Origin of the sequence: Kluyvera intermedia (assembly GCF_021440345.1) — a bacterium.
Classification (GTDB): Bacteria; Pseudomonadota; Gammaproteobacteria; order Enterobacterales; family Enterobacteriaceae; genus Kluyvera; species Kluyvera intermedia_A.
The window spans coordinates 1-18,167 of record NZ_JAKCNS010000010.1 but is presented as its reverse complement, the minus strand read 5'-3'; the positions used below and the strand labels follow the sequence as shown (position 1 = coordinate 18,167).

Genomic DNA, 18,167 nt, shown 5'->3' with positions numbered 1-18,167 from the left:
TGTTGTTATTTGCTACCCGTTGCGCGTTTGAGCGCAACATGAGCGGTAATTCGCAATCTTAATAATCGCCAGAATACCCACAGCAGCGTGGCGGCGGAGATAGCCGCCGTGAGCAGATAGGTGTCATTGTAGGCGAGAATATTGGCCTCAAGCGTTGAGGCGGTTTGTAGCAGGGTGCTGGCCTGCACATTGAGCAGCGTGCTATCACCAATCTGGCTCTGGTACTGCTGAATATATTGCTGCAGACGGTCGTTTATCAGCGGGTTTAGCGTTGTAATCTGATCGGCCAACTGGCTGGAGTGAAATTTCTCACGCCAGGTCTGGAAGGTGCCAAGAATGGCGGAACCCAGCAGGCCGCCAATATTCTGGCTCATGCCGAACAGCACCGAGAAACTGACTAAGTTTCGCTGATCGGCAATGACGCCGCCGATACCGGCCAGCATCGCCGGTGCAAGGAAGAAAGCGCTACCAAAACCCAGCAGGAATTGGCTCAGCATTAGCTGGTCCGGGCGGGTTAAACTGGTGGACTGACTGTCGAGCAGCGAGGCAATCATAATCAGCGCCAGCGCGGTAGCGGTGGGCCAGTAGAGGCGCGTTGGGTTGAGCGTCAGGCAGCTGGCAATAATTCCGCAGAGAATACCGGCAAAAATAGACCACGCCAGCGACGTCATCTGCTCGTTTTGCAGCCCAACGTACTGTAGCCAGCCGATGACGCCGGTATTCTGTTCCGCCAGCACGATACGGATAAGCACCATGATTAATCCCAGCCGCAGAATACTGCCGCTGGAGAGCCAGCGTGTATTGAGCAGCGGATTCGTACGGTTATGTTCAAAAATAATGGCGCTGATGACCAGGACTACCGCCGCCGCAAGCGACCAGCCAATCCACGGGGCCTCAAACCACCAGTCCAGACGGCCAAGAGACAGCACCGCGCAGATAAGACCCATCCCGGGGGCCAGCAGAATAAAAGTAATAAAGTCTTTTTTCTCAAACACTTTCTTGCGATCGCTTGGCGGGAGTTTTAAGGCAATCACGCAGGCCAGCGATACCAGCGCCAGGCCAAGTTCGAAAAAGTAGAGCCCGCGCCACTCATCAATTTGCAGCAGTTCGGTAGAAAACAGTCGGGCGAGGGGGATGGCCAGCGACGAGCCGGTAATCCCGATGGTTAGAGCCTTGAGACGATGCTTCGCTGGCCACGCCTGCACCTGATAGTAAATCCCTAACGAACTGAGCGCCGCCGCCACCATGCCGTGCGCGGCGCGCACCATCAGCGCGGAATTGAGATCGTTAACGAACAGGTGGAAAAAGGTCACCAGCACATACAGCACCAGAAAACCTTCGGTAAACGCCCGCAGGCCAAACTGTTGGCGGAATTTCACCAGCAGCAGGTTGATGGAGACGTTGGTCATCACGTACACCGCAGGCAGCCAGGCGATTTCCGTCGACCAGGCGGCGAATGAACCCTGCAGGTTTTGCAGGTTGGCGGTGACCACCGCATTGCCTAGCGCGCCTGTCAGGCATACCAGCAGCCCGACGATGCCATAGGCTACGCGTTTAGCCGGGCGGTGAATGGGGGTTGAAGGCGAACCGAGGATCGCCGGTTTTTCGTGAGGCGCCCAGTCGTGTGGGGCGTAGGGATCGCGACGCGGTGGCGACATTATTTCTTCTCCACTTCACGCAGCAGTTTTAACAGCACCTCGTAGGTTTTTTCCTGCTCCTCAGGGGTGATAACGGTGAGGATCTCTTCGCGAAGTTCATCGGCAACCGCTTTGACCTGATGAAACAGTTCGCGGCCTTTTTCCGTTGCCACCAGCAGACGTTTGCGTTTGTCGCGTTCGGTGATCACCCGTTCAACCAGGCCTAAATCCACCAGTTTATTAATCAATGGCACCACGGTCGCGCTCTCAACGCCCAGCTCTTGTGCGAGTTCGGTTTGTGAAAGCGGCTGCTCGTTTCGGGCTATCGCAGCGACGGCCACCCAGGTGGCCTGGCTCATGCCAAGATCTTTCAGCCGTCGATTGACGGCCAGCCGCCAGTGGTGGGCGGTGAGATAGAGGAGATGGGAGAAATTAAGCTGTCGGTTATCCATGGCGAATCATTCATAATCATTAGAGCTCTAATGAGTTTACGTTCGGCGGAAACCATAATTCAAGTGAATATGAAAAATAAGTGTTATCTGAGAGGAACGGTTGAGGTAAGGGAAAGCCCGGCTTCATGCGTGAAGCCGGGCGGTGTCGTTAGATTTGGCTGGTTTGTGCATTGACCACGGCGGACTGGCGTTTGCTGCGGCTGGCAAAGAAGATTGCCGTCAGCGAGATAGCCACGGTGGTGCCCAGATACCAGGCGACCGGCACCCAGTCTCCGTCATATTTTGCCAGCAGGCCGGTGGCGATAAGCGGGGCGGTACCGCCTGCCAGCGCGGCACCAATCTGGTAGCCCAAAGTGATACCGGTATAGCGGACGTTCGCGCTGAAGATCTCAGAGCATAGCGTTCCCAGTACGGCGGTAATCGGCGCCCACAGAATACCGAACATCACTACCGTGGCGAGCATAATCGCCCAGGTGGTGCCGGTGTCCAGCAGCATAAACCACGGCACGATAAATAGCCCCAGCAGCGTAACGCTCAGTGCATACATGCGCTGGCGGCCAATCTTATCGGACAGCAGGCCCATCAATGGGATCATCACGGTAGCAACCAGCGCCCCGAGGGTGACGGCTTCCAGCACCTGGGATTTTTGATAGGTCAAAGTGGTGGTGGCGTAGCTGACCACAAAGGTCGAGAAAATATAAAACGGCGCGGTTTCAACCACTTTTAAGCCTGCGGCAATAATCACTTCACGCCAGTGATGTTGCAGGGTTTCGCGCAGCGGGGCTTTGGCGACTTGACCGGACTCTTTCACTTTCTTGAAGTCTGGCGTTTCATCAATGTCTTTACGGATCCACAGGCCAACCAGCACCAGCGCGGCGCTCATCAGGAACGGAATACGCCAGCCCCAGGAGAGGAACTGCTCTTCGCTAAACATCGTCATCAGCGAGACAATAAAGGTCGCCATCAGCATCCCGATGGTGACGCCCGCCTGCGGAATACTGCCGAAGAAGCCTTTACGCTTCTCAGGCGCATATTCATAGGCCAGCAGCAACGCGCCGCCCCATTCGCCGCCGATGCCAATCCCCTGAATAATACGCATCAGAATCAACAGAATGGGGGCCCAGATACCAATCTGATCATAGGTCGGCAGTAAACCAATCATCACGGTTGCACTGCCCATCAGCGACAGGGTCAGGACTAAGGTTTTTTTACGGCCAATGCGGTCACCAATATGGGCGAAAATCACGCCGCCAATGGGACGAATGAAGAAGGTCAGCGAGAAAGAGAGGTAGGAGAGAATCAGGCCGATGACCGGGTCAACCATCGGGAAAAATATTTTGTTGAACACCAATGCGGCAGCCGTGCCGTAGAGAAAATAGTCAAACCATTCAATGGAACTGCCCGTCAGGCTCGCAATCAGGACCCTTTTGTTCTTTTTCAGGATCGTGGTGCTGCTTTCTTGTATTGTCATGAAGAATAACTCCCGCCACATTGGGTTAAAATCAGGTGGCACCTTCGGGGTGGAAAGGTACAACCGGAATTGTGAAAAAGGTTGCTTGAATGTTAAGCAACTTAGATATGAGCGTTATCTTTGGCAAGCGTGGTGTTGAAATTTGTGAGCCAAAATGAGTCTTGTTTTTGTTTTAATGAACTTGATTTTTGCATTGTGTTGGTTGTTAATTCTGATTTTATGGATTTTCGTGGTGTAAAATTCAGGTGCAACCGCATTGTTTTTAGACGTTTCTGGTTATTTCAAAAATGTTACAAATTGATGGGTGAGAGCGAGAGTCATCCCTGTTGGTTACGTAAAAGGAGCGAAGAGCACCATGAGCTTGTTATGTTTACCTGAAGCGACGCTGGCGGCAGCCAACCGGTTGGGGCGCTGGCTGGCGCAGGATGATGTGGCCGGGGAGCCAGATGTGGCAAACGCGCAGCTGGTGGTTCTGGCGGGTAACGCCGTGATGCCAACCGTGGATGCCGCCTGTCGGCTGGCTGCGTTAAGCGGTGGGACGCTATTAATCTGCGGCGGCGTGGGGCATTCAACCTCGTTTCTTTATCAGACGATAGCGCAACACTCGCGCTATCGAGAGATTGCGGTTCTCGACCAGCCGGAAGCCACGCTGCTGGCAGAGATTGCGCATCGTTTCTGGCAGATCCCCCGGGAGCGTATCGTAATAGAAGATCAATCCACCAACTGCGGCGAGAACGCATGGTTTACGCGTCGGGTGATGGAACAGCACGGTATTGAGGTTCCCGTTGCCACCCTGGTTCAGGACCCGACCATGCAGCGACGTACGATGGCGACGTTTGCCCGGGTGTGGCAGGGCGTTACATTGTCACCTCGCTGGGTGAGTTTCCCGGGCTATATCCCTGAACTTATCAATACTCCTGACGGTGTGGCGTGGCAGCAGCCCGCGGAAGGTCTGTGGCCGGTCGCTCGCTATCTGTCGTTAATTCTGGGAGAGCTGCCGCGTTTGCGGGATGATGCCGAGGGCTACGGCCCGCGTGGCAAAGATTTTATCGCTCACGTTGATATCCCGGAAGACGTTGAAGAAGCATGGCAGCGGTTAGCCGCAGAGCCGCGATTGCTACAGGAACTGGCGAGTCGCAATCTTCGTTAACGAAAAACGGCGCGACGGCGGCGGCAAAAACGGAAGGCACCAGGATTGCCCCGCCAAAACGGATTTATCCAGCAGGAAGGGGGCCTGCGTGTTATGTATTCATGCTGCTGGGTTATGCCCTGGTTTCAATCCAGTTCATCATTAACCGTGGCCATTCCTCCACCGGCAAACCCAGCGCATCGCGGATGCCAAAGCCATGGCGCCCCTGTTCAAACAGGTGCATTTCCACCGGCACCCGCTGCGCGTGCAGGGCATTAAACATCGCCACGCTGTTCTCCACTTTTACCGCCGGGTCGTCAACCGCATGCAGCAGGAAGGTTGGCGGCGTGTTGCTATCCACCCGTTTTTCCAGCGAGTAATGCTCACGTTGCACGGTATCGGGCGCGCTGCCGATCAGTTCCAGTCTGGAACCAGGGTGTCCAAAATCATTATCCATACTGATAACCGGATACACCAGCGCCATAAAAGCGGGCCTGGCCGGGAGCAGGTCGATGTCATCGCAGGGGGAATAAACGGCTTCCGCATAGCGGGTGCCAAGGCTCGCCGCGACGTGTCCGCCGGAGGAAAAACCCAGCACGCCGATATTGTCTGGATTGAGCCGCCAGCGTGCGGCCTGACGACGAATGCTGCGCATTGCCCGCTGGACATCGGCGAGCGGGGCATTGGCACCTTCCAGATGCCCGTCGCCCGGCAGTCGATAGGTCATCACAAACAGCGTAAAGCCGCGTGCGGTGAAGTCAGGCGCCAGCGCCGTTCCTTCTTTATCAATAGCCACGCGTTTATAGGAGCCGCCAGGCGTGACCAGAATACCCACGCCGTTTGGGTTTTCGGGCTGATAGACGGTGATTTCTGGGGCGCGTATCCCTGTTACCGCTCGGTCGAACGCATGGGTGCCGGTGTGACCCTCTTCCAGAGTCGGTGACACCGTGCTTCGCCGCGCGCCGGGAGCCTCGCCATCGGGCCAGATTGCAAACGTGGTGGCTGCGTGAGCGGCTTTGCTCATCCGCGAGTACAGTTCATCCTGAGCGTCCATGTGATAGATATCCTGATTGGGTTAAGGCGAGCGCGCCGACAATCGAAAACCAGACAACTATCTTGCGCTAAAAAAGCGGGGGAGTGAATTCCCCCGCGACGGTATTACATTCTGGCGTACTTATCGAGGACACGAATAAGCTGGGTAACAAATCCGTATTCGTTATCGTACCAGGAGACGGTTTTCACCAGCTGCAGACCGCCCGCTTCGCTGACCTCGGTCTGGGTGGCGTCGAACAGCGAACCAAAATGGCTGCCGATAATATCCGACGAGACAATCTCATCCTCGGTATAGCCAAAGGATTCGTTATTATGCGCGGCGTTTTTCATCACTTGATTCACTTCGTCAGCGGTCACTTTTTTACTCAGAATCGACACCAGTTCGGTGACCGAGCCGGTTTTGGTTGGCACGCGCTGGGCATGGCCCTTCAGCTTGCCGCTCAGCGCCGGGATCACCAGACCGATGGCTTTCGCCGCGCCGGTGGTATGCGGAATGATGTTTTCCGCCGCCGCGCGCGAGGCCCGCAGATCTTTGCCGCGCGGACCATCGACCAGCGACTGCGTGCCGGTGTAAGCGTGGATAGTGGTCATCGTCCCCAATTGAATACCGAACGCGTCGTTGAGGGCTTTGGCCATTGGCGCCAGACAGTTGGTGGTACAGGAGGCGACGGAGATGATTTTATCGCTGGCGTTAAGCGTATCGTCGTTCACGTTGAATACCAGCGTTTTCATCTCACCCGCAGGGGCGGAAATCAACACTTTTTTCGCACCGGCATCGAGGTGCGCCTGGGATTTTTCGGTCGAGGTGTAGAAGCCGGTACACTCGACGATGATTTCCGCATCTTGCGCCGTCCATGGGATATTTTTCGCTTCTTTCTCGGCATAGACGTTGATGGTCTTGCCATTAACAATCAGTGCGTCGTCGGTAAAATCAACGCTCCACGGGAATGGGCCGTAGTTAGAGTCGTACTTCAATAAATAGGCCAGCACTTTTGGTGAGGTCAGATCGTTAATCGCGACCACTTCATGACTGCTGGACACTTCCAGTAAACGGCGCAGAACCAGACGGCCGATACGTCCAAACCCGTTAATGCCAATCTTACTCATGGTGTACTCCTGTCAGAGATGGGGATAGCCGATACGCGTACCAAAAAACGACTGATAAATAACGATGAATGATGTGTTTCACCTGTCCAGGCATAGTCCAGCCCGCCGGGAAGGGCAATGTTATTTTGCTAAAGTAATTTGTATCGATATGAAAAAGTTAATGAATTTTTAATGAAAGGCAGTTACTTTGCTCTTTTATGTTACTTTGCAGGGCGTTTTTGCGATGAATGATAAATATTCCCGCTTACAAATAGCGATTCACTGGCTGGTGTTTCTGCTGGTGGTGGTGGCCTACGCCGCGATGGAGTTACGCGGATTCTTCCCGCGTAGCGACCGACCGCTTATCAACATGGTCCATGTTTCCTGCGGGATTAGCATTCTGGTGCTGATGGTGGCGCGCCTGCTGGTACGCCTGAAACGACCGGCACCGCCGATTATCCCGAAACCTAAGCCGATGATGACCGGGATGGCTCACCTGGGGCATCTGTGTATCTATCTGCTGTTTATCGCCTTACCGCTGATTGGCCTGGTGATGATGTATAACCGGGGCAATCCGTGGATGGCATTTGGTCTGATGATGCCGCACGCTGCCGAAGGCAATTTCGATCTCGTGGATACCCTCAAGCAGTACCATATTTTGCTGGCAAATTTAGGCTACTGGCTGATTGGCCTGCACGCGCTTGCCGCGTTGGCGCACCACTACTGGTGGAAGGATAATACGCTGTTGCGGATGATGCCGCGCAAGCGTTAACAAGACTTTTAACTCCCTGGTCTCTGCGTTACCATACGTCATCTATTTTTATTATGTATGTATGAAGGAGAACAGGGTGTTCGCAGATTTTGGCGTACTGAATTACTGGACCTATTTACTCGGTGCCATCTTTATTATTCTGGTGCCGGGGCCAAATACCTTCTTCGTCCTGAAGACCGGCGTCTCGCACGGTATTCGTAAAGGCTATATGGCAGCGCTGGCGGTATTTATTGGCGATGCGGTCCTGATGTCTCTCTCCTTTGCCGGCGTCGCGACGCTGATTAAAACTACGCCGCTGCTGTTTAATATCGTCCGCTATTTGGGGGCGATTTATCTGCTGTATCTTGGCGTGAAAATGCTCTATAGCACGTTAAAACGCAAAACAGCCGGGCAGGAAGAAGAACCTGAGCCAGGGCACGCCATCTTCAAACGCGCGTTGACGCTGAGCCTGACCAACCCGAAAGCGATCCTGTTCTACGTGTCGTTCTTCGTGCAGTTTATCGATGTGCACGCCAAAACCCCTGGACTGGCGTTCTTTATTCTGGCGCTGACCCTGGAGCTGGTGAGCTTTACCTACCTGAGCTTCCTGATTGTTTCCGGCTCGCTGGTAACCCGCTACGTGAAAACGCGTAAAAAACTGGCCAAGATTGGCAACAGCCTGATTGGGCTGGTGTTTGTCGGTTTTGCAGCCCGTCTGGCAACGCTGCAGTCCTGATTTTTGCTGCCGGTTAAGTTCTCTGCTTAACCGGCTTTCCTCCCGCCCAGCCCTCCGATCGCATTGTTTTGCGCCACTGCTAAACCATATTTTGCATTAATGAATCGCGCTAACTGCATAAATATTAAGAATATTTATAAACTCTCAAAAGCGTGAGATGTCACTCTTTGCCATGCCCGCGAGGACACGGAAGTGCTATGGTCCGTTTTTTTCCATAAGGGACTTAGGCAATGAAAAAAATCGCAGCGGTTGTTATTGGTGCACTGGTGCTTTCAGGCTGCGCACAACGGGTGGCGGATCTCACCGTCGCCAGTACCAAAAACTACAACCTCAATGGCGATAAATTCGTCAAAGGGGCGCGGGTAAAAGGGGAAGACAGTAAGCCGGTGATCCTCTTCCCGATGGGCATCCCGAACGTGAAAGAAGCGGCGGATTTGGCAATTGAGCAAAATAAATGCGCGGTCGCTTTGGCTGATGTGGTCATTACCCAATATAACTACTCATTCCTGGTCGGTAAGATGGGGGTGATTGTTGAAGGCGACCTGATCCTCGACCAAACGCTGCCAGGCTGCGCCAGCAGTAAATAGTGGTGCCATCGCCACGGCGCTGAGGGATCCTCACAAGCTCGGAGCTAATAAACCAGCACTATACTCTGGTAGGTGCTGGTCAAGCGGGCAACAATAGCATTTAGTGCTGTTCATTTTAATATCAACGGAGAATGTCGCAGGATATTCTCCGTTATTTGCATTCTGCGGCTATACAACTTCATAATTCCCATGGTTTAAATTCATCTGTGTTGCTGAATAATAACCAGAACTCTTTTTCTGCTTTACGTCCGTATTTTTATGAGAGTCACATGATTTTTAGAATAAAATGGCCGTTCTTATTTGTATTAATGCATTCAATCTGGATGATGGTGGGAGTACCACTCTATGGTACAACGGTGAAGTGATCAACGAGCCAAGCGATGAAACGGGAGAGCGTAAAATCCCTTCTGTTATGTATATATAATTTGTAATGATAAAACAAGCATATTCGCTACAGTAATTAATAATATTCCTTATTATATTGATATGCTTGTTTTCGTTTATTGTCGTATGTTTCACAAACCTCCTCAATAGCCTGGAGTAACTTATCGAAAGGTTATGTGTTTATTTGACTGAATGCAAATGAGGATATTATGGGTTCAAATGATGATTTGTTAATTTCAAATACAACCACTGATTGTGATGGAAATAGTTTATGTGACGCTATTATTTATGTGAAACAGCCTTTTGATGGTGCAATAACGGAAAGTCAACATGAGGTTAACTCAAAACATGTAGATGCTATTAGTGCTGGAGCAATAGGTGATGGTGTTACTGATGATACAGTGGCCTTCAATATACTCGAATCACAAACCGTATATGATGTTATAGATGGGTTGTATAAATCATATGTAGTGGGGTTTTATCCTAAGGGTAAAACTTATATTAACACAACTTTTATTGTTGAAGGGGACGAGATTCGTGGGAATGGGTATTTTAGTGGGGTGGCTAGAAATAGCAATGTAATCATAGGCGATGGTGCAGCACCAGAAATACCGCCGGCCCCAGGTAATAATGGGGCGGGGCTTGTTGTTATTGGTGAGGATGCCTTAAAGGCGGGGCGAAATAATCGATATTGCATTGCTATCGGTGAACGAGCCATGTGGGGAAGCAGTGAAGGAAAATTTAATATTGCGATGGGTTTAGAGTCTCTTTACTATGTGAGTGCCACAGGTAAGGGGAATGAAGGTACGCGAAATGTAATGCTCGGTGATAATACTGGGCGTTTTATTACCAATGGCTATCAAAATATAGGTGTGGGAAGAAATACTGCGCAGGCTATTACTTCTGGGAGCAATAATTGTGCCGTAGGTACAAATGCGATGGCCGGCAGCGGTAGCATGAAGTTCAGAGATCCACAATATATTCAAAATCAAACTCCATTTACAGGCTCTGGTGTAACAGCCATTGGCTCAGACTCTTTATATTACTGTGGAGGTAGCGACTCTTCTGCGGTTGGATATAAATCGTTGTTTAATGCTAAGTCAGATGCCGAAGATTGCACCGCATTAGGCGCAAGTTCTCTATCAGGCTTAGGGAGTGAAACATCGATAAATGGGAAGGTGTTAATCGCAAGTGGGCGCGTTGGTGAGTTTGTCATGACTGCATCACAGATCACATTTACATTGTTGTCTCATGGCCTGCAAACCGGATGGGAGGTTATTGTCTCTATTCCTAATCCGGGAACAACATATAGTGACCCACAATATTATATAATTACCGTGATTAATCCTGACACTTTTATAGTAGAAGAGTTATATGCGCTAGATGGTTATTCTGGGGAGTTTACACTAATCAGCTATGCGACGGATCAAGATCAAGTTACTAGTGAGCGTAATACTGCGGTTGGTGCCGGTGCTATGTATGGTGTTCATTATGGTTCAGAAAATGTCGTTGTTGGTGTTAACAGTAACGCTGTAAATAATGGAGGGGGACGAAACACTGCTGTAGGTGATGTGGCGCTTAGAAATGTTGTAGGTGGAAATAAGAATACTGCCGTTGGCTATATGGCTTTAAGTCGGATGGTCGATGGTACTAATGCAATATTATTAAACAATGCTACTGGTATTGGATATAACAGTTTTGTTTCTGGTGATAACCAAATCCAGTTAGGCGATGCAAATACCACGACTTATGTTTTTGGTACTGTTCATAACCGTTCTGATATTCGTGATAAAGCTGATATAAGAAATACAACGCTAGGTATTGAATTCATTCTTGGCTTGCGCCCCGTTGATGGTCGCTGGGATATGCGTGATGACTATTTTGAAGAGTTTGAGGTTCAAACTGGAGTAGATGAAAGCGGAAGAACAATATCAGAATTACGACTCAGTCCTTTACCAAGAGATGGTAGTAAAAAACGTCAGCGTTTCCATCATTGGTTTGTAGCTCAGGAAGTTAGTGAGTTATGTGAAAAACTTGGGGTAGAGTTTGGAGGTTATCAGGATCATAAACTTGCAGGAGGGAGTGATATTCTCAGTCTTGGTTATGACGAGTTTATCCCGCCACTGACAAAAGCGGTGCAAGAGTGCTGGAAGCGAATGGATGAACTAGAAACACGATTAACTTCCCTTGAGAAAAAAAATACCTGATTTTTGGCATATCAACATCACACCTGTCAGACCTGCATGGTTTTTCGGGTGTGATTCTCGGGGCAAAAAGTACAGAAAGACAGTAAAAAAACACCTACTTCTAATAAACAAAGCCGGGCTTGGGTTAGAGGTTAATGCAACATCTATTTTACAACGAAACGCAACTTCTGATAGTATCCCCCCCTATACTATTGGAGGGCGTATGCCACATTCACCTGAAGACAAAAAACGCGCATTAACCCGCGTTCGCCGCATCAAAGGGCAGGTAGAGGCGCTGGAGCGTGCGATCGAGTCAGGTGAATCCTGCCTGACAATCCTGCAACAAATCGCCTCGATTCGCGGGGCCTCCAACGGCCTGATGGGCGAAATGGTCGAGATGCATCTCAAAGACGAACTGGTGAGCGGGGAGACGACGCCGGATCAGCGTGCCTTACGCATGACGGAAGTCGGTCATCTGCTACGATCCTATTTAAAATAATCATCACAACGGAAGAGACAGCTATGAAATCACGTGCTGCAGTTGCGTTTGGCCCAGGTCAGCCGCTGAAAATTGTTGAAATTGACGTTGCGCCGCCGAAGAAAGGCGAAGTGCTGGTCAAAATCACCCATACCGGCGTTTGCCACACCGACGCGTTTACGCTGTCCGGTGATGATCCGGAAGGCGTATTCCCGGCGGTGCTCGGCCATGAAGGTGGCGGCGTGGTGGTGGAAGTCGGCGAGGGCGTTACCAGCCTGAAAGCGGGCGACCACGTTATACCTCTGTATACGGCGGAATGCGGCGAGTGTAAGTTCTGTAAATCCGGCAAAACTAACCTCTGCCAGGCAGTACGCGCTACCCAGGGCAAGGGCCTGATGCCGGACGGCACCACCCGTTTCTCCTACAACGGCGAACCGATTTACCACTACATGGGCACCAGTACCTTTAGCGAATACACCGTGGTTGCTGAAATTTCACTGGCGAAAGTCAACCCGCAGGCGCCGCTGGATAAAGTCTGCCTGCTGGGCTGTGGCGTGACCACCGGTATCGGTGCAGTTCATAACACGGCAAAAGTGAAAGAAGGCGATACCGTCGCCGTATTCGGCCTTGGCGGCATCGGTCTGGCGGTCATTCAGGGGGCGGTCCGGGCGAAAGCCGGGCGTATTCTGGCGGTCGATACCAATCCAGAGAAGTTCAAGCTGGCCGCTGAAATGGGTGCGACCGATTTCATCAACCCGAAAGATTACGATAAGCCGGTTCAGGACGTTATCGTTGAACTGACCGACGGCGGCGTTGATTTCAGCTTTGAATGTATCGGCAACGTCAACGTGATGCGTTCGGCGCTGGAGTGTTGCCACAAGGGCTGGGGCGAGAGCATTATCATCGGCGTAGCGGGTGCGGGTCAGGAAATTAAAACCCGTCCGTTCCAGCTGGTGACCGGCCGCGTATGGCGTGGTTCGGCGTTTGGTGGCGTTAAAGGCCGTACCCAACTGCCGGGCATGGTAGAAGAGGCAATGTCGGGCAAAATTCAGCTCGATCCGTTTATTACCCACCGCCTGCCGCTGGACAAAATTAACGAAGCGTTCGATCTGATGCACGAAGGGAAATCTATCCGCACCGTTATTCATTTCGGCGATAAATAACGCCTTCAACCAGCGGGGCTTTTCCCGCTGGTTTTCTGATTTGTGACCCGCTTGGCGTTTTACACCTTTCCCGATAAGAATTTAGCGGCTACGGCCGATGACTCTAGTACTTACCTCAAGTACAAGAGAGTCAACTCATGGATAAAAAGTCTGCGCAGAACCGCGCGCAAAAGATAGGTTTCCTCCATCACATCCGGCTCGTGCCGTTCTTCGGTTCGGTACTGGGCGGTATCCTGCTGCTGTTTGCTTTGAGTTCAGGCCTTGCGGGCTACTTTATGTGGCAGGCTGATGCCGATCAACGAGACGTGACTCAAGAGCTTCAGGTTCGCGTCGGGCTTTCTGACAGCGCAAACTACCTGCGTGAAGCGCGGCTGATGATGATCCATGCGGGTGCGGACAGCCGTATTGCCGAAATGGATAGCATGAAAAAAAATCTGGCGGCAGCGCAGGCTGGGATCCAACGCTCGCAGCACGGATTTAAGATCTACACCGACAGAAGCGTAAAAACGGCGGCGGATATCGCTCTCGATGACGAAATGAACCAGCGCTATAACGCTTATCTTGAAGGCATGAAGCCGATGCTGAAGTATGCGCAAAACGGCATGTTTGAAGCGATCATCAACTATGAAAGCGAACAGGCTCGCGCGTTGGATGACGCCTATAACGATGTGCGCTTGAAGGTTATTGATATTCGCACCGCACGCGCGAACCAGCTTAACGAACTGGCGCATAGCCGCACGACGCTGGGCGTAATGTTTATGATTGGCGCGTTCGTGCTGGCGGTACTGATGACCATCATCACCTTTACCACGCTGCATCGCGTGGTGATTGTTCCGCTGCAACGTGCGGGTGCCCGTATCGCGCAGATTGCCAGCGGCGATCTGACCATGGCAGATGAGCCGGTAGGGCGCAGTGAGATTGGTCAGCTCAATGGAAATCTGCAAAAAATGCAGCACTCGCTGGTGAAAACCGTGGGTTCCGTGCGTCAGGGAGCGGAAGAAATCTATCGCGGTACCAGCGAAATCTCGATGGGCAACACCGATCTCTCTTCCCGTACCGAACAGCAGGCGGCAGCGATTGAGCAGACCGCCGCCAGCATGGAAGAGTTAGCCGCTACCGTGAAACAAAACGCCGATAATGCGCACCATGCCAGCAAACTGGCGGAAGATGCTTCTGGCAAAGCCACTCGCGGTGGGCAACTGGTCTCCGGCGTGGTGTCGACGATGGGCAGTATCTCCACCAGTTCGAAGAAAATCTCAGAAATTACCTCCGTTATCAATAGCATTGCCTTCCAGACGAATATCCTGGCGCTGAACGCTGCGGTCGAAGCGGCGCGTGCCGGTGAGCAAGGGCGTGGTTTTGCGGTCGTCGCCAGCGAAGTCCGCACCCTGGCAAGCCGTAGCGCCCAGGCGGCGAAGGAGATCGAGGGGCTGATTAGCGAATCGGTAACGTTGATTGAGCGCGGGTCAAGTGAGGTTGTCCGCGCCGGTTCGACCATGACCGATATTGTTGATGCCGTGAAACGCGTTACCGATATTATGCTGGAAATCGCCGCCGCATCCGACGAGCAAAATCGCGGGATCCAACAAGTCAGCCAGGCGGTGACAGAAATGGATAACGTCACCCAGCAGAACGCCTCGCTGGTGGAAGAAGCCTCGGCGGCAGCGGCTTCGCTGGAAGAGCAGGCGGCGCGACTGACTCAAGCGGTGGGTACGTTTCGTATTCAGGGCGGTGAGCGGGTTGAGGTAGAAAAGGCGAGCGTCAAACCGACCTTTACGCCAAATCGACCGGCGGTTGCGGGTGCGGATAACTGGGAAACGTTCTAAGGCAGGAAATACCCCGTAACCAGGACGGTTACGGGGTTAAGCATTACTGAGAATCTGGTAATGCGTAGGCAATGATATAGTCACCGCGATCCGGCGACTGACGCGCACCACCGGCGTTAATCACGATGTACTGCTTACCGGTTTTCGGGGACACATAGGTCATTGGGCCAGACTGGCTACCCACCGGCAGACGGTCTTTCCAAATCTCTTTCCCGGTTGCGGTATCAAACGCGCGCAGATAGAAATCCTGAGTCCCGGCGAAGAACAGCAGGCCGGACTGAGTCGACAACGATGCGCCCAGCGTCGGCATACCGATTGGAATCGGCATGTGCATGCGGATCCCCAGCGGGCCGGTGTCTTCAACGGTCCCTACCGGCACCTGCCAGACAATCTTCCCGGATTTCAGATCCACTGCCGACATGGTGCCAAACGGTGGTTTCTGACACGGAATGCCCAGCGGTGACAGGAAACGTTCGCGCATCGCACCGAACGGAGTCCCGTCCATTGGCACAATACCCATCTCAATACCGCTGGCATCTTTGGCAACGTTGGCGCGTGGAACCATATAGTTGGCAAGCCCCAGACGCATGTCGTTAACGAACATCAGGCTGTTGTTCGGGTCAACCGACACGCTACCCCAGTTCATACCGCCCAGCGAGCCCGGATATTGCAGCGAACGGTCAACGCCCGGCGGGGTAAAGACCCCCTGATGACGCATCTCTTTAAACTGAATACGGCACAGCAGCAGGTCAACCGGCGTGGCGCCCCACATGTCCGACTCTTTGAGGGTTTCGTTGCCAATCATTGGCATTCCCACCGAGTACGGCTGCGTTGGCGAGTAACGTTCACCTTCGACGTTGCCTGCCGGAACGGGACGCTCTTCCACTTTGGCGACCGGCTCACCGGTTTCGCGGTTGAGCATAAAGATCATGCCCTGTTTACTGGTTTGCACCAGCACCGGCGTGGTGCCGCCTTTACCGTCTGGTAAATCGTACAGCAGCGGCTGGGAAGGGAGGTCAAAGTCCCACAGGTCGTGGTGAGTGGTCTGGTAATGCCAGCGGACTTGACCAGTGGTCGCGTCAACCGCCACGATGGAAGAGCTGTATTTGTCGTCAAGCGCCGTACGCTCGCCGGCCCAGAAGTCTGGGGTGGCGTTACCGGTTGGCAGATAAACGAGGTTGAGCTTCGCATCATAAGACATCGCGGACCAGACGTTCGGCGTACCGCGGGTATAGGTCTGGCCTTCCGGTGGCAGGCCGGTCAGATTCGGATTACCCGGATCCCATGCCCAGGCCAGTTTGCCGGTACGGACATCATAAGCGCGCACGACGCCTGGAGGCTCCCCGGTGGAGAAGTTATCCGCGACGCGCCCACCCACTACCACTACATTCCCGGCAACCAGTGGCGTTGATGTTTGCTGATAGTAGCCCGGTTTGATTTCACCCATACCGACGCTCAGGTCAACCACACCGTGGTCGCCAAAGTCTTCGCACAGCTGGCCGTTATCGGCATTAATCGCGATGAGACGGGCATCGGTGGTTGGCAGGAACAGACGACGCGGGCAGGCGGCAGGCTGAGCACTTGCCGTTGGCGCAGTCAGCGCCTGGGTATCTTCAAAATAGCCCAGACCGCGGCAGCGCTGCCAGTTTGGTGCGGTGGCTTTTGAATCGTAGCGCCATTTCTCTTTACCGCTGTCGACATCCAACGCCAGCACTTTACTGTACGGCGTACAGACGAAGAGGGTGTCCCCCACCTGCAGCGGGGTATTCTGATCTTCAGCACCGGAACCGTTGCTTTGTGGTATATCGCCGGTGTGAGCGACCCAGGCTACCTGCAGTTTATTAATGTTCTGCTTGTTGATTTGATCCAGCGCGGCGAAACGGTCGCCGTGGGTGGTGTTACCCCAGTGTTCCCAGTTTTTCTGCTCTTCGCCCGCGGCGACGGGCTTCACCGGGACGGCTTCGGTGGCGGAAACCAGCGTCTGCGGCTTAAACATCCAGCCAAGGCTTGCCAGCAAAACCACGGCAAAAATGGCCGCCAGACCGAAAGCCGGACCTTTCTTTGCGGTGTTGCTGCTGGACATAAACGGCCACACCAGGGCGCTCAACATCGCCAGCACGCCAAAGGCGAAGAGGCGAGAGAACAGCGGCCAGTATTCCCAGCCTGCATCCTGAATTGACCAGACAATGGCGACGATAAACGCCAGGCTATACAGCACTATCCCACCGCGGCGCTGGCGAGCGATAAGGATGGCGCTAACCACCATCACCAGCCCCATCAGAGCAAAGAACCAGGTTCCTCCGACGGTGGCAAGTTTTGCCCCCAGAGCCCCGATAGCGAGGCCGATAATCATCATCAACGCGATAAGAAGCCACTGCAGGATTCTCGGGAATCCTCGCGGCACGTTGCTAGTTGCCATACTTTTCTCCTTGCAAAAGCCAGATAAAGACACACAAAATGAACCAAATGGAACCGTAGCATCGTGTGATGCTTTCAAATGAATCTTGAATTCACTTCAAAATGAAACTATTGGTTCAGTGATAAAACTGACAATGAACCATTTGGTTAAATTGTGGGTATGATAGAACTGTTAAAATGCATTGCGCAATTGTTAAAAAATAATTTCGCATTAATTGCCTATTGGTTGCCGCTGGGAGAAGGCGAAAGCTGCGCGTTTTAGGGGCGAGATAGCGACTCCGCGATTGCTCTTTAATTAGTCAATAATGTTTATTGTCCAGTATTGAACTAAACTTTTTGCATTTATTGTTGAGAAATAATGTTCTGTAGATATTATTAATCCGCGACGGAGATGCGCTTATTAATATATTCAGAGAAATTATATATGGCGGTAATTGATGTGTTTTCTAAATGGGTGTGTAAAACAACCTACCGGCTGACGCATTCTGAAAAATATAGACACAACAAAAATCTTTGGCCGTATTTCAAAGTAGAAAGAGAACCCTCCGGTACGATTCATAATGTGTTTTTTAAAAAAGAAAAACTCAATAATATCGAAATTGCCCATGTTGAAAGAACGAGACCGCTGTTAATTATGGCATCAGGGCCGTCAGTCAATGGGATTGCCTGCGAGTTTTTTGATGATCATTTTGATTATATGGGCGTCAATGGGGCCAGCGCGATGGCCGCGATCCCCTTCGACTGGTATACGATAATTGATAAAAGTTTTGTTATCAAACGCATTGATTTAGTGGGTAATGACTCCAACTT

The 18,167-nt window shown here is 52.2% G+C and carries 15 protein-coding genes and 1 pseudogene; 10 read left to right on the top strand and 6 right to left on the bottom strand.

The window, feature by feature from the left end:
• Positions 1-5: 5 nt before the first annotated feature.
• The 3 genes from LZ634_RS02625 to LZ634_RS02615 all read right to left on the bottom strand — a co-directional run bounded on the left by LZ634_RS02625 (position 6) and on the right by LZ634_RS02615 (position 3,560).
• Entirely contained in the window at positions 6-1,658 is a 1,653-nt protein-coding gene (locus LZ634_RS02625) for an MFS transporter (protein ID WP_234502170.1), read from the bottom strand.
• The gene (locus LZ634_RS02620; RefSeq protein ID WP_061283558.1) at positions 1,658-2,089 is read right to left on the bottom strand and encodes a MarR family winged helix-turn-helix transcriptional regulator; all 432 of its coding nucleotides are present in this window, start codon (positions 2,087-2,089) and stop codon (positions 1,658-1,660) included. Before LZ634_RS02620 ends, LZ634_RS02625 begins: the two co-directional genes overlap by 1 nt.
• 148 nt (positions 2,090-2,237) lie before the next feature.
• On the bottom strand, positions 2,238-3,560 hold the full coding sequence (locus LZ634_RS02615; RefSeq protein ID WP_234502169.1) for an MFS transporter: 1,323 nt from the start codon (positions 3,558-3,560) through the stop codon (positions 2,238-2,240).
• A gap of 355 nt (positions 3,561-3,915) precedes the next feature.
• Here LZ634_RS02615 and LZ634_RS02610 point away from each other — a divergent pair, with 355 nt between their 5' ends.
• Positions 3,916-4,710 carry a YdcF family protein gene (locus LZ634_RS02610; protein WP_234502168.1) on the top strand — a complete coding sequence of 265 codons (795 nt, stop codon included), beginning with the start codon at positions 3,916-3,918 and terminating at the stop codon, positions 4,708-4,710.
• A 112-nt stretch (positions 4,711-4,822) separates the two neighbouring features.
• Here the strand turns inward: LZ634_RS02610 and LZ634_RS02605 are convergent, their stop codons facing one another.
• Together LZ634_RS02605 and gap are read right to left on the bottom strand one after the other, a co-directional pair.
• Positions 4,823-5,743 carry an alpha/beta hydrolase gene (locus LZ634_RS02605; RefSeq protein WP_234502167.1) on the bottom strand — a complete coding sequence of 307 codons (921 nt, stop codon included), beginning with the start codon at positions 5,741-5,743 and terminating at the stop codon, positions 4,823-4,825.
• Between the two features lie 104 nt (positions 5,744-5,847).
• Positions 5,848-6,849 (bottom strand): type I glyceraldehyde-3-phosphate dehydrogenase, encoded by a 1,002-nt coding sequence (gene gap / locus LZ634_RS02600; protein WP_234502166.1) that lies wholly within the window; start codon positions 6,847-6,849, stop codon positions 5,848-5,850.
• Positions 6,850-7,072: 223 nt separating this feature from the next.
• Between gap and cybB the strand changes: the two genes are divergently transcribed.
• From cybB to LZ634_RS02565, 8 genes are all read left to right on the top strand, one after another.
• Entirely contained in the window at positions 7,073-7,600 is a 528-nt protein-coding gene (cybB, locus tag LZ634_RS02595; protein ID WP_234502165.1) for a cytochrome b561, read from the top strand.
• A 76-nt stretch (positions 7,601-7,676) separates the two neighbouring features.
• Positions 7,677-8,315: a leucine efflux protein LeuE gene (leuE, locus tag LZ634_RS02590; RefSeq protein ID WP_052282483.1), complete on the top strand. Its 639-nt coding sequence runs from the start codon at positions 7,677-7,679 to the stop codon at positions 8,313-8,315.
• 230 nt (positions 8,316-8,545) lie between these two features.
• Positions 8,546-8,902 (top strand): hypothetical protein, encoded by a 357-nt coding sequence (locus tag LZ634_RS02585; protein ID WP_234502164.1) that lies wholly within the window; start codon positions 8,546-8,548, stop codon positions 8,900-8,902.
• A gap of 286 nt (positions 8,903-9,188) precedes the next feature.
• A complete protein-coding gene (locus LZ634_RS22715; RefSeq protein WP_414467724.1) occupies positions 9,189-9,326 on the top strand; it encodes a phosphodiester glycosidase family protein in 138 nt (45 codons plus the stop codon).
• Positions 9,327-9,495: 169 nt separating this feature from the next.
• Positions 9,496-11,493, top strand: coding sequence for a tail fiber domain-containing protein (locus tag LZ634_RS02580; RefSeq protein ID WP_234502163.1), 1,998 nt, complete (start codon positions 9,496-9,498; stop codon positions 11,491-11,493).
• A gap of 202 nt (positions 11,494-11,695) precedes the next feature.
• Positions 11,696-11,971 carry a metal/formaldehyde-sensitive transcriptional repressor gene (locus LZ634_RS02575; RefSeq protein ID WP_062773733.1) on the top strand — a complete coding sequence of 92 codons (276 nt, stop codon included), beginning with the start codon at positions 11,696-11,698 and terminating at the stop codon, positions 11,969-11,971.
• Between the two features lie 23 nt (positions 11,972-11,994).
• Positions 11,995-13,113: an S-(hydroxymethyl)glutathione dehydrogenase/class III alcohol dehydrogenase gene (locus LZ634_RS02570; RefSeq protein WP_234502162.1), complete on the top strand. Its 1,119-nt coding sequence runs from the start codon at positions 11,995-11,997 to the stop codon at positions 13,111-13,113.
• A gap of 137 nt (positions 13,114-13,250) precedes the next feature.
• Positions 13,251-14,939 (top strand): methyl-accepting chemotaxis protein, encoded by a 1,689-nt coding sequence (locus LZ634_RS02565; protein ID WP_234502161.1) that lies wholly within the window; start codon positions 13,251-13,253, stop codon positions 14,937-14,939.
• 43 nt (positions 14,940-14,982) lie between these two features.
• Here the strand turns inward: LZ634_RS02565 and LZ634_RS02560 are convergent, their stop codons facing one another.
• Positions 14,983-17,358, bottom strand: coding sequence for a glucose/quinate/shikimate family membrane-bound PQQ-dependent dehydrogenase (locus LZ634_RS02560; RefSeq protein WP_234502160.1), 2,376 nt, complete (start codon positions 17,356-17,358; stop codon positions 14,983-14,985).
• Positions 17,359-17,781: 423 nt separating this feature from the next.
• Between LZ634_RS02560 and LZ634_RS02555 the strand changes: the two are divergent.
• Positions 17,782-18,167, top strand: a pseudogene (locus LZ634_RS02555) (hypothetical protein); the annotation flags it as partial.

Excerpts from the sequence above, each read along its gene's own strand:
- LZ634_RS02625 (WP_234502170.1), bottom strand. The coding sequence starts at position 1,658 with ATGTCGCCACCGCGTCGCGATCCCTACGCCCCACACGACTGGGCGCCT.
- gap (WP_234502166.1), bottom strand. The coding sequence starts at position 6,849 with ATGAGTAAGATTGGCATTAACGGGTTTGGACGTATCGGCCGTCTGGTT.
- LZ634_RS02605 (WP_234502167.1), bottom strand. The coding sequence starts at position 5,743 with ATGGACGCTCAGGATGAACTGTACTCGCGGATGAGCAAAGCCGCTCAC.
- LZ634_RS02585 (WP_234502164.1), top strand. The coding sequence starts at position 8,546 with ATGAAAAAAATCGCAGCGGTTGTTATTGGTGCACTGGTGCTTTCAGGC.
- LZ634_RS02610 (WP_234502168.1), top strand. The coding sequence starts at position 3,916 with ATGAGCTTGTTATGTTTACCTGAAGCGACGCTGGCGGCAGCCAACCGG.
- LZ634_RS22715 (WP_414467724.1), top strand. The coding sequence starts at position 9,189 with ATGGCCGTTCTTATTTGTATTAATGCATTCAATCTGGATGATGGTGGG.
- LZ634_RS02580 (WP_234502163.1), top strand. The coding sequence starts at position 9,496 with ATGGGTTCAAATGATGATTTGTTAATTTCAAATACAACCACTGATTGT.
- LZ634_RS02620 (WP_061283558.1), bottom strand. The coding sequence starts at position 2,089 with ATGGATAACCGACAGCTTAATTTCTCCCATCTCCTCTATCTCACCGCC.
- LZ634_RS02565 (WP_234502161.1), top strand. The coding sequence starts at position 13,251 with ATGGATAAAAAGTCTGCGCAGAACCGCGCGCAAAAGATAGGTTTCCTC.
- LZ634_RS02615 (WP_234502169.1), bottom strand. The coding sequence starts at position 3,560 with ATGACAATACAAGAAAGCAGCACCACGATCCTGAAAAAGAACAAAAGG.
- LZ634_RS02570 (WP_234502162.1), top strand. The coding sequence starts at position 11,995 with ATGAAATCACGTGCTGCAGTTGCGTTTGGCCCAGGTCAGCCGCTGAAA.
- LZ634_RS02560 (WP_234502160.1), bottom strand. The coding sequence starts at position 17,358 with ATGGCAACTAGCAACGTGCCGCGAGGATTCCCGAGAATCCTGCAGTGG.
- cybB (WP_234502165.1), top strand. The coding sequence starts at position 7,073 with ATGAATGATAAATATTCCCGCTTACAAATAGCGATTCACTGGCTGGTG.
- LZ634_RS02575 (WP_062773733.1), top strand. The coding sequence starts at position 11,696 with ATGCCACATTCACCTGAAGACAAAAAACGCGCATTAACCCGCGTTCGC.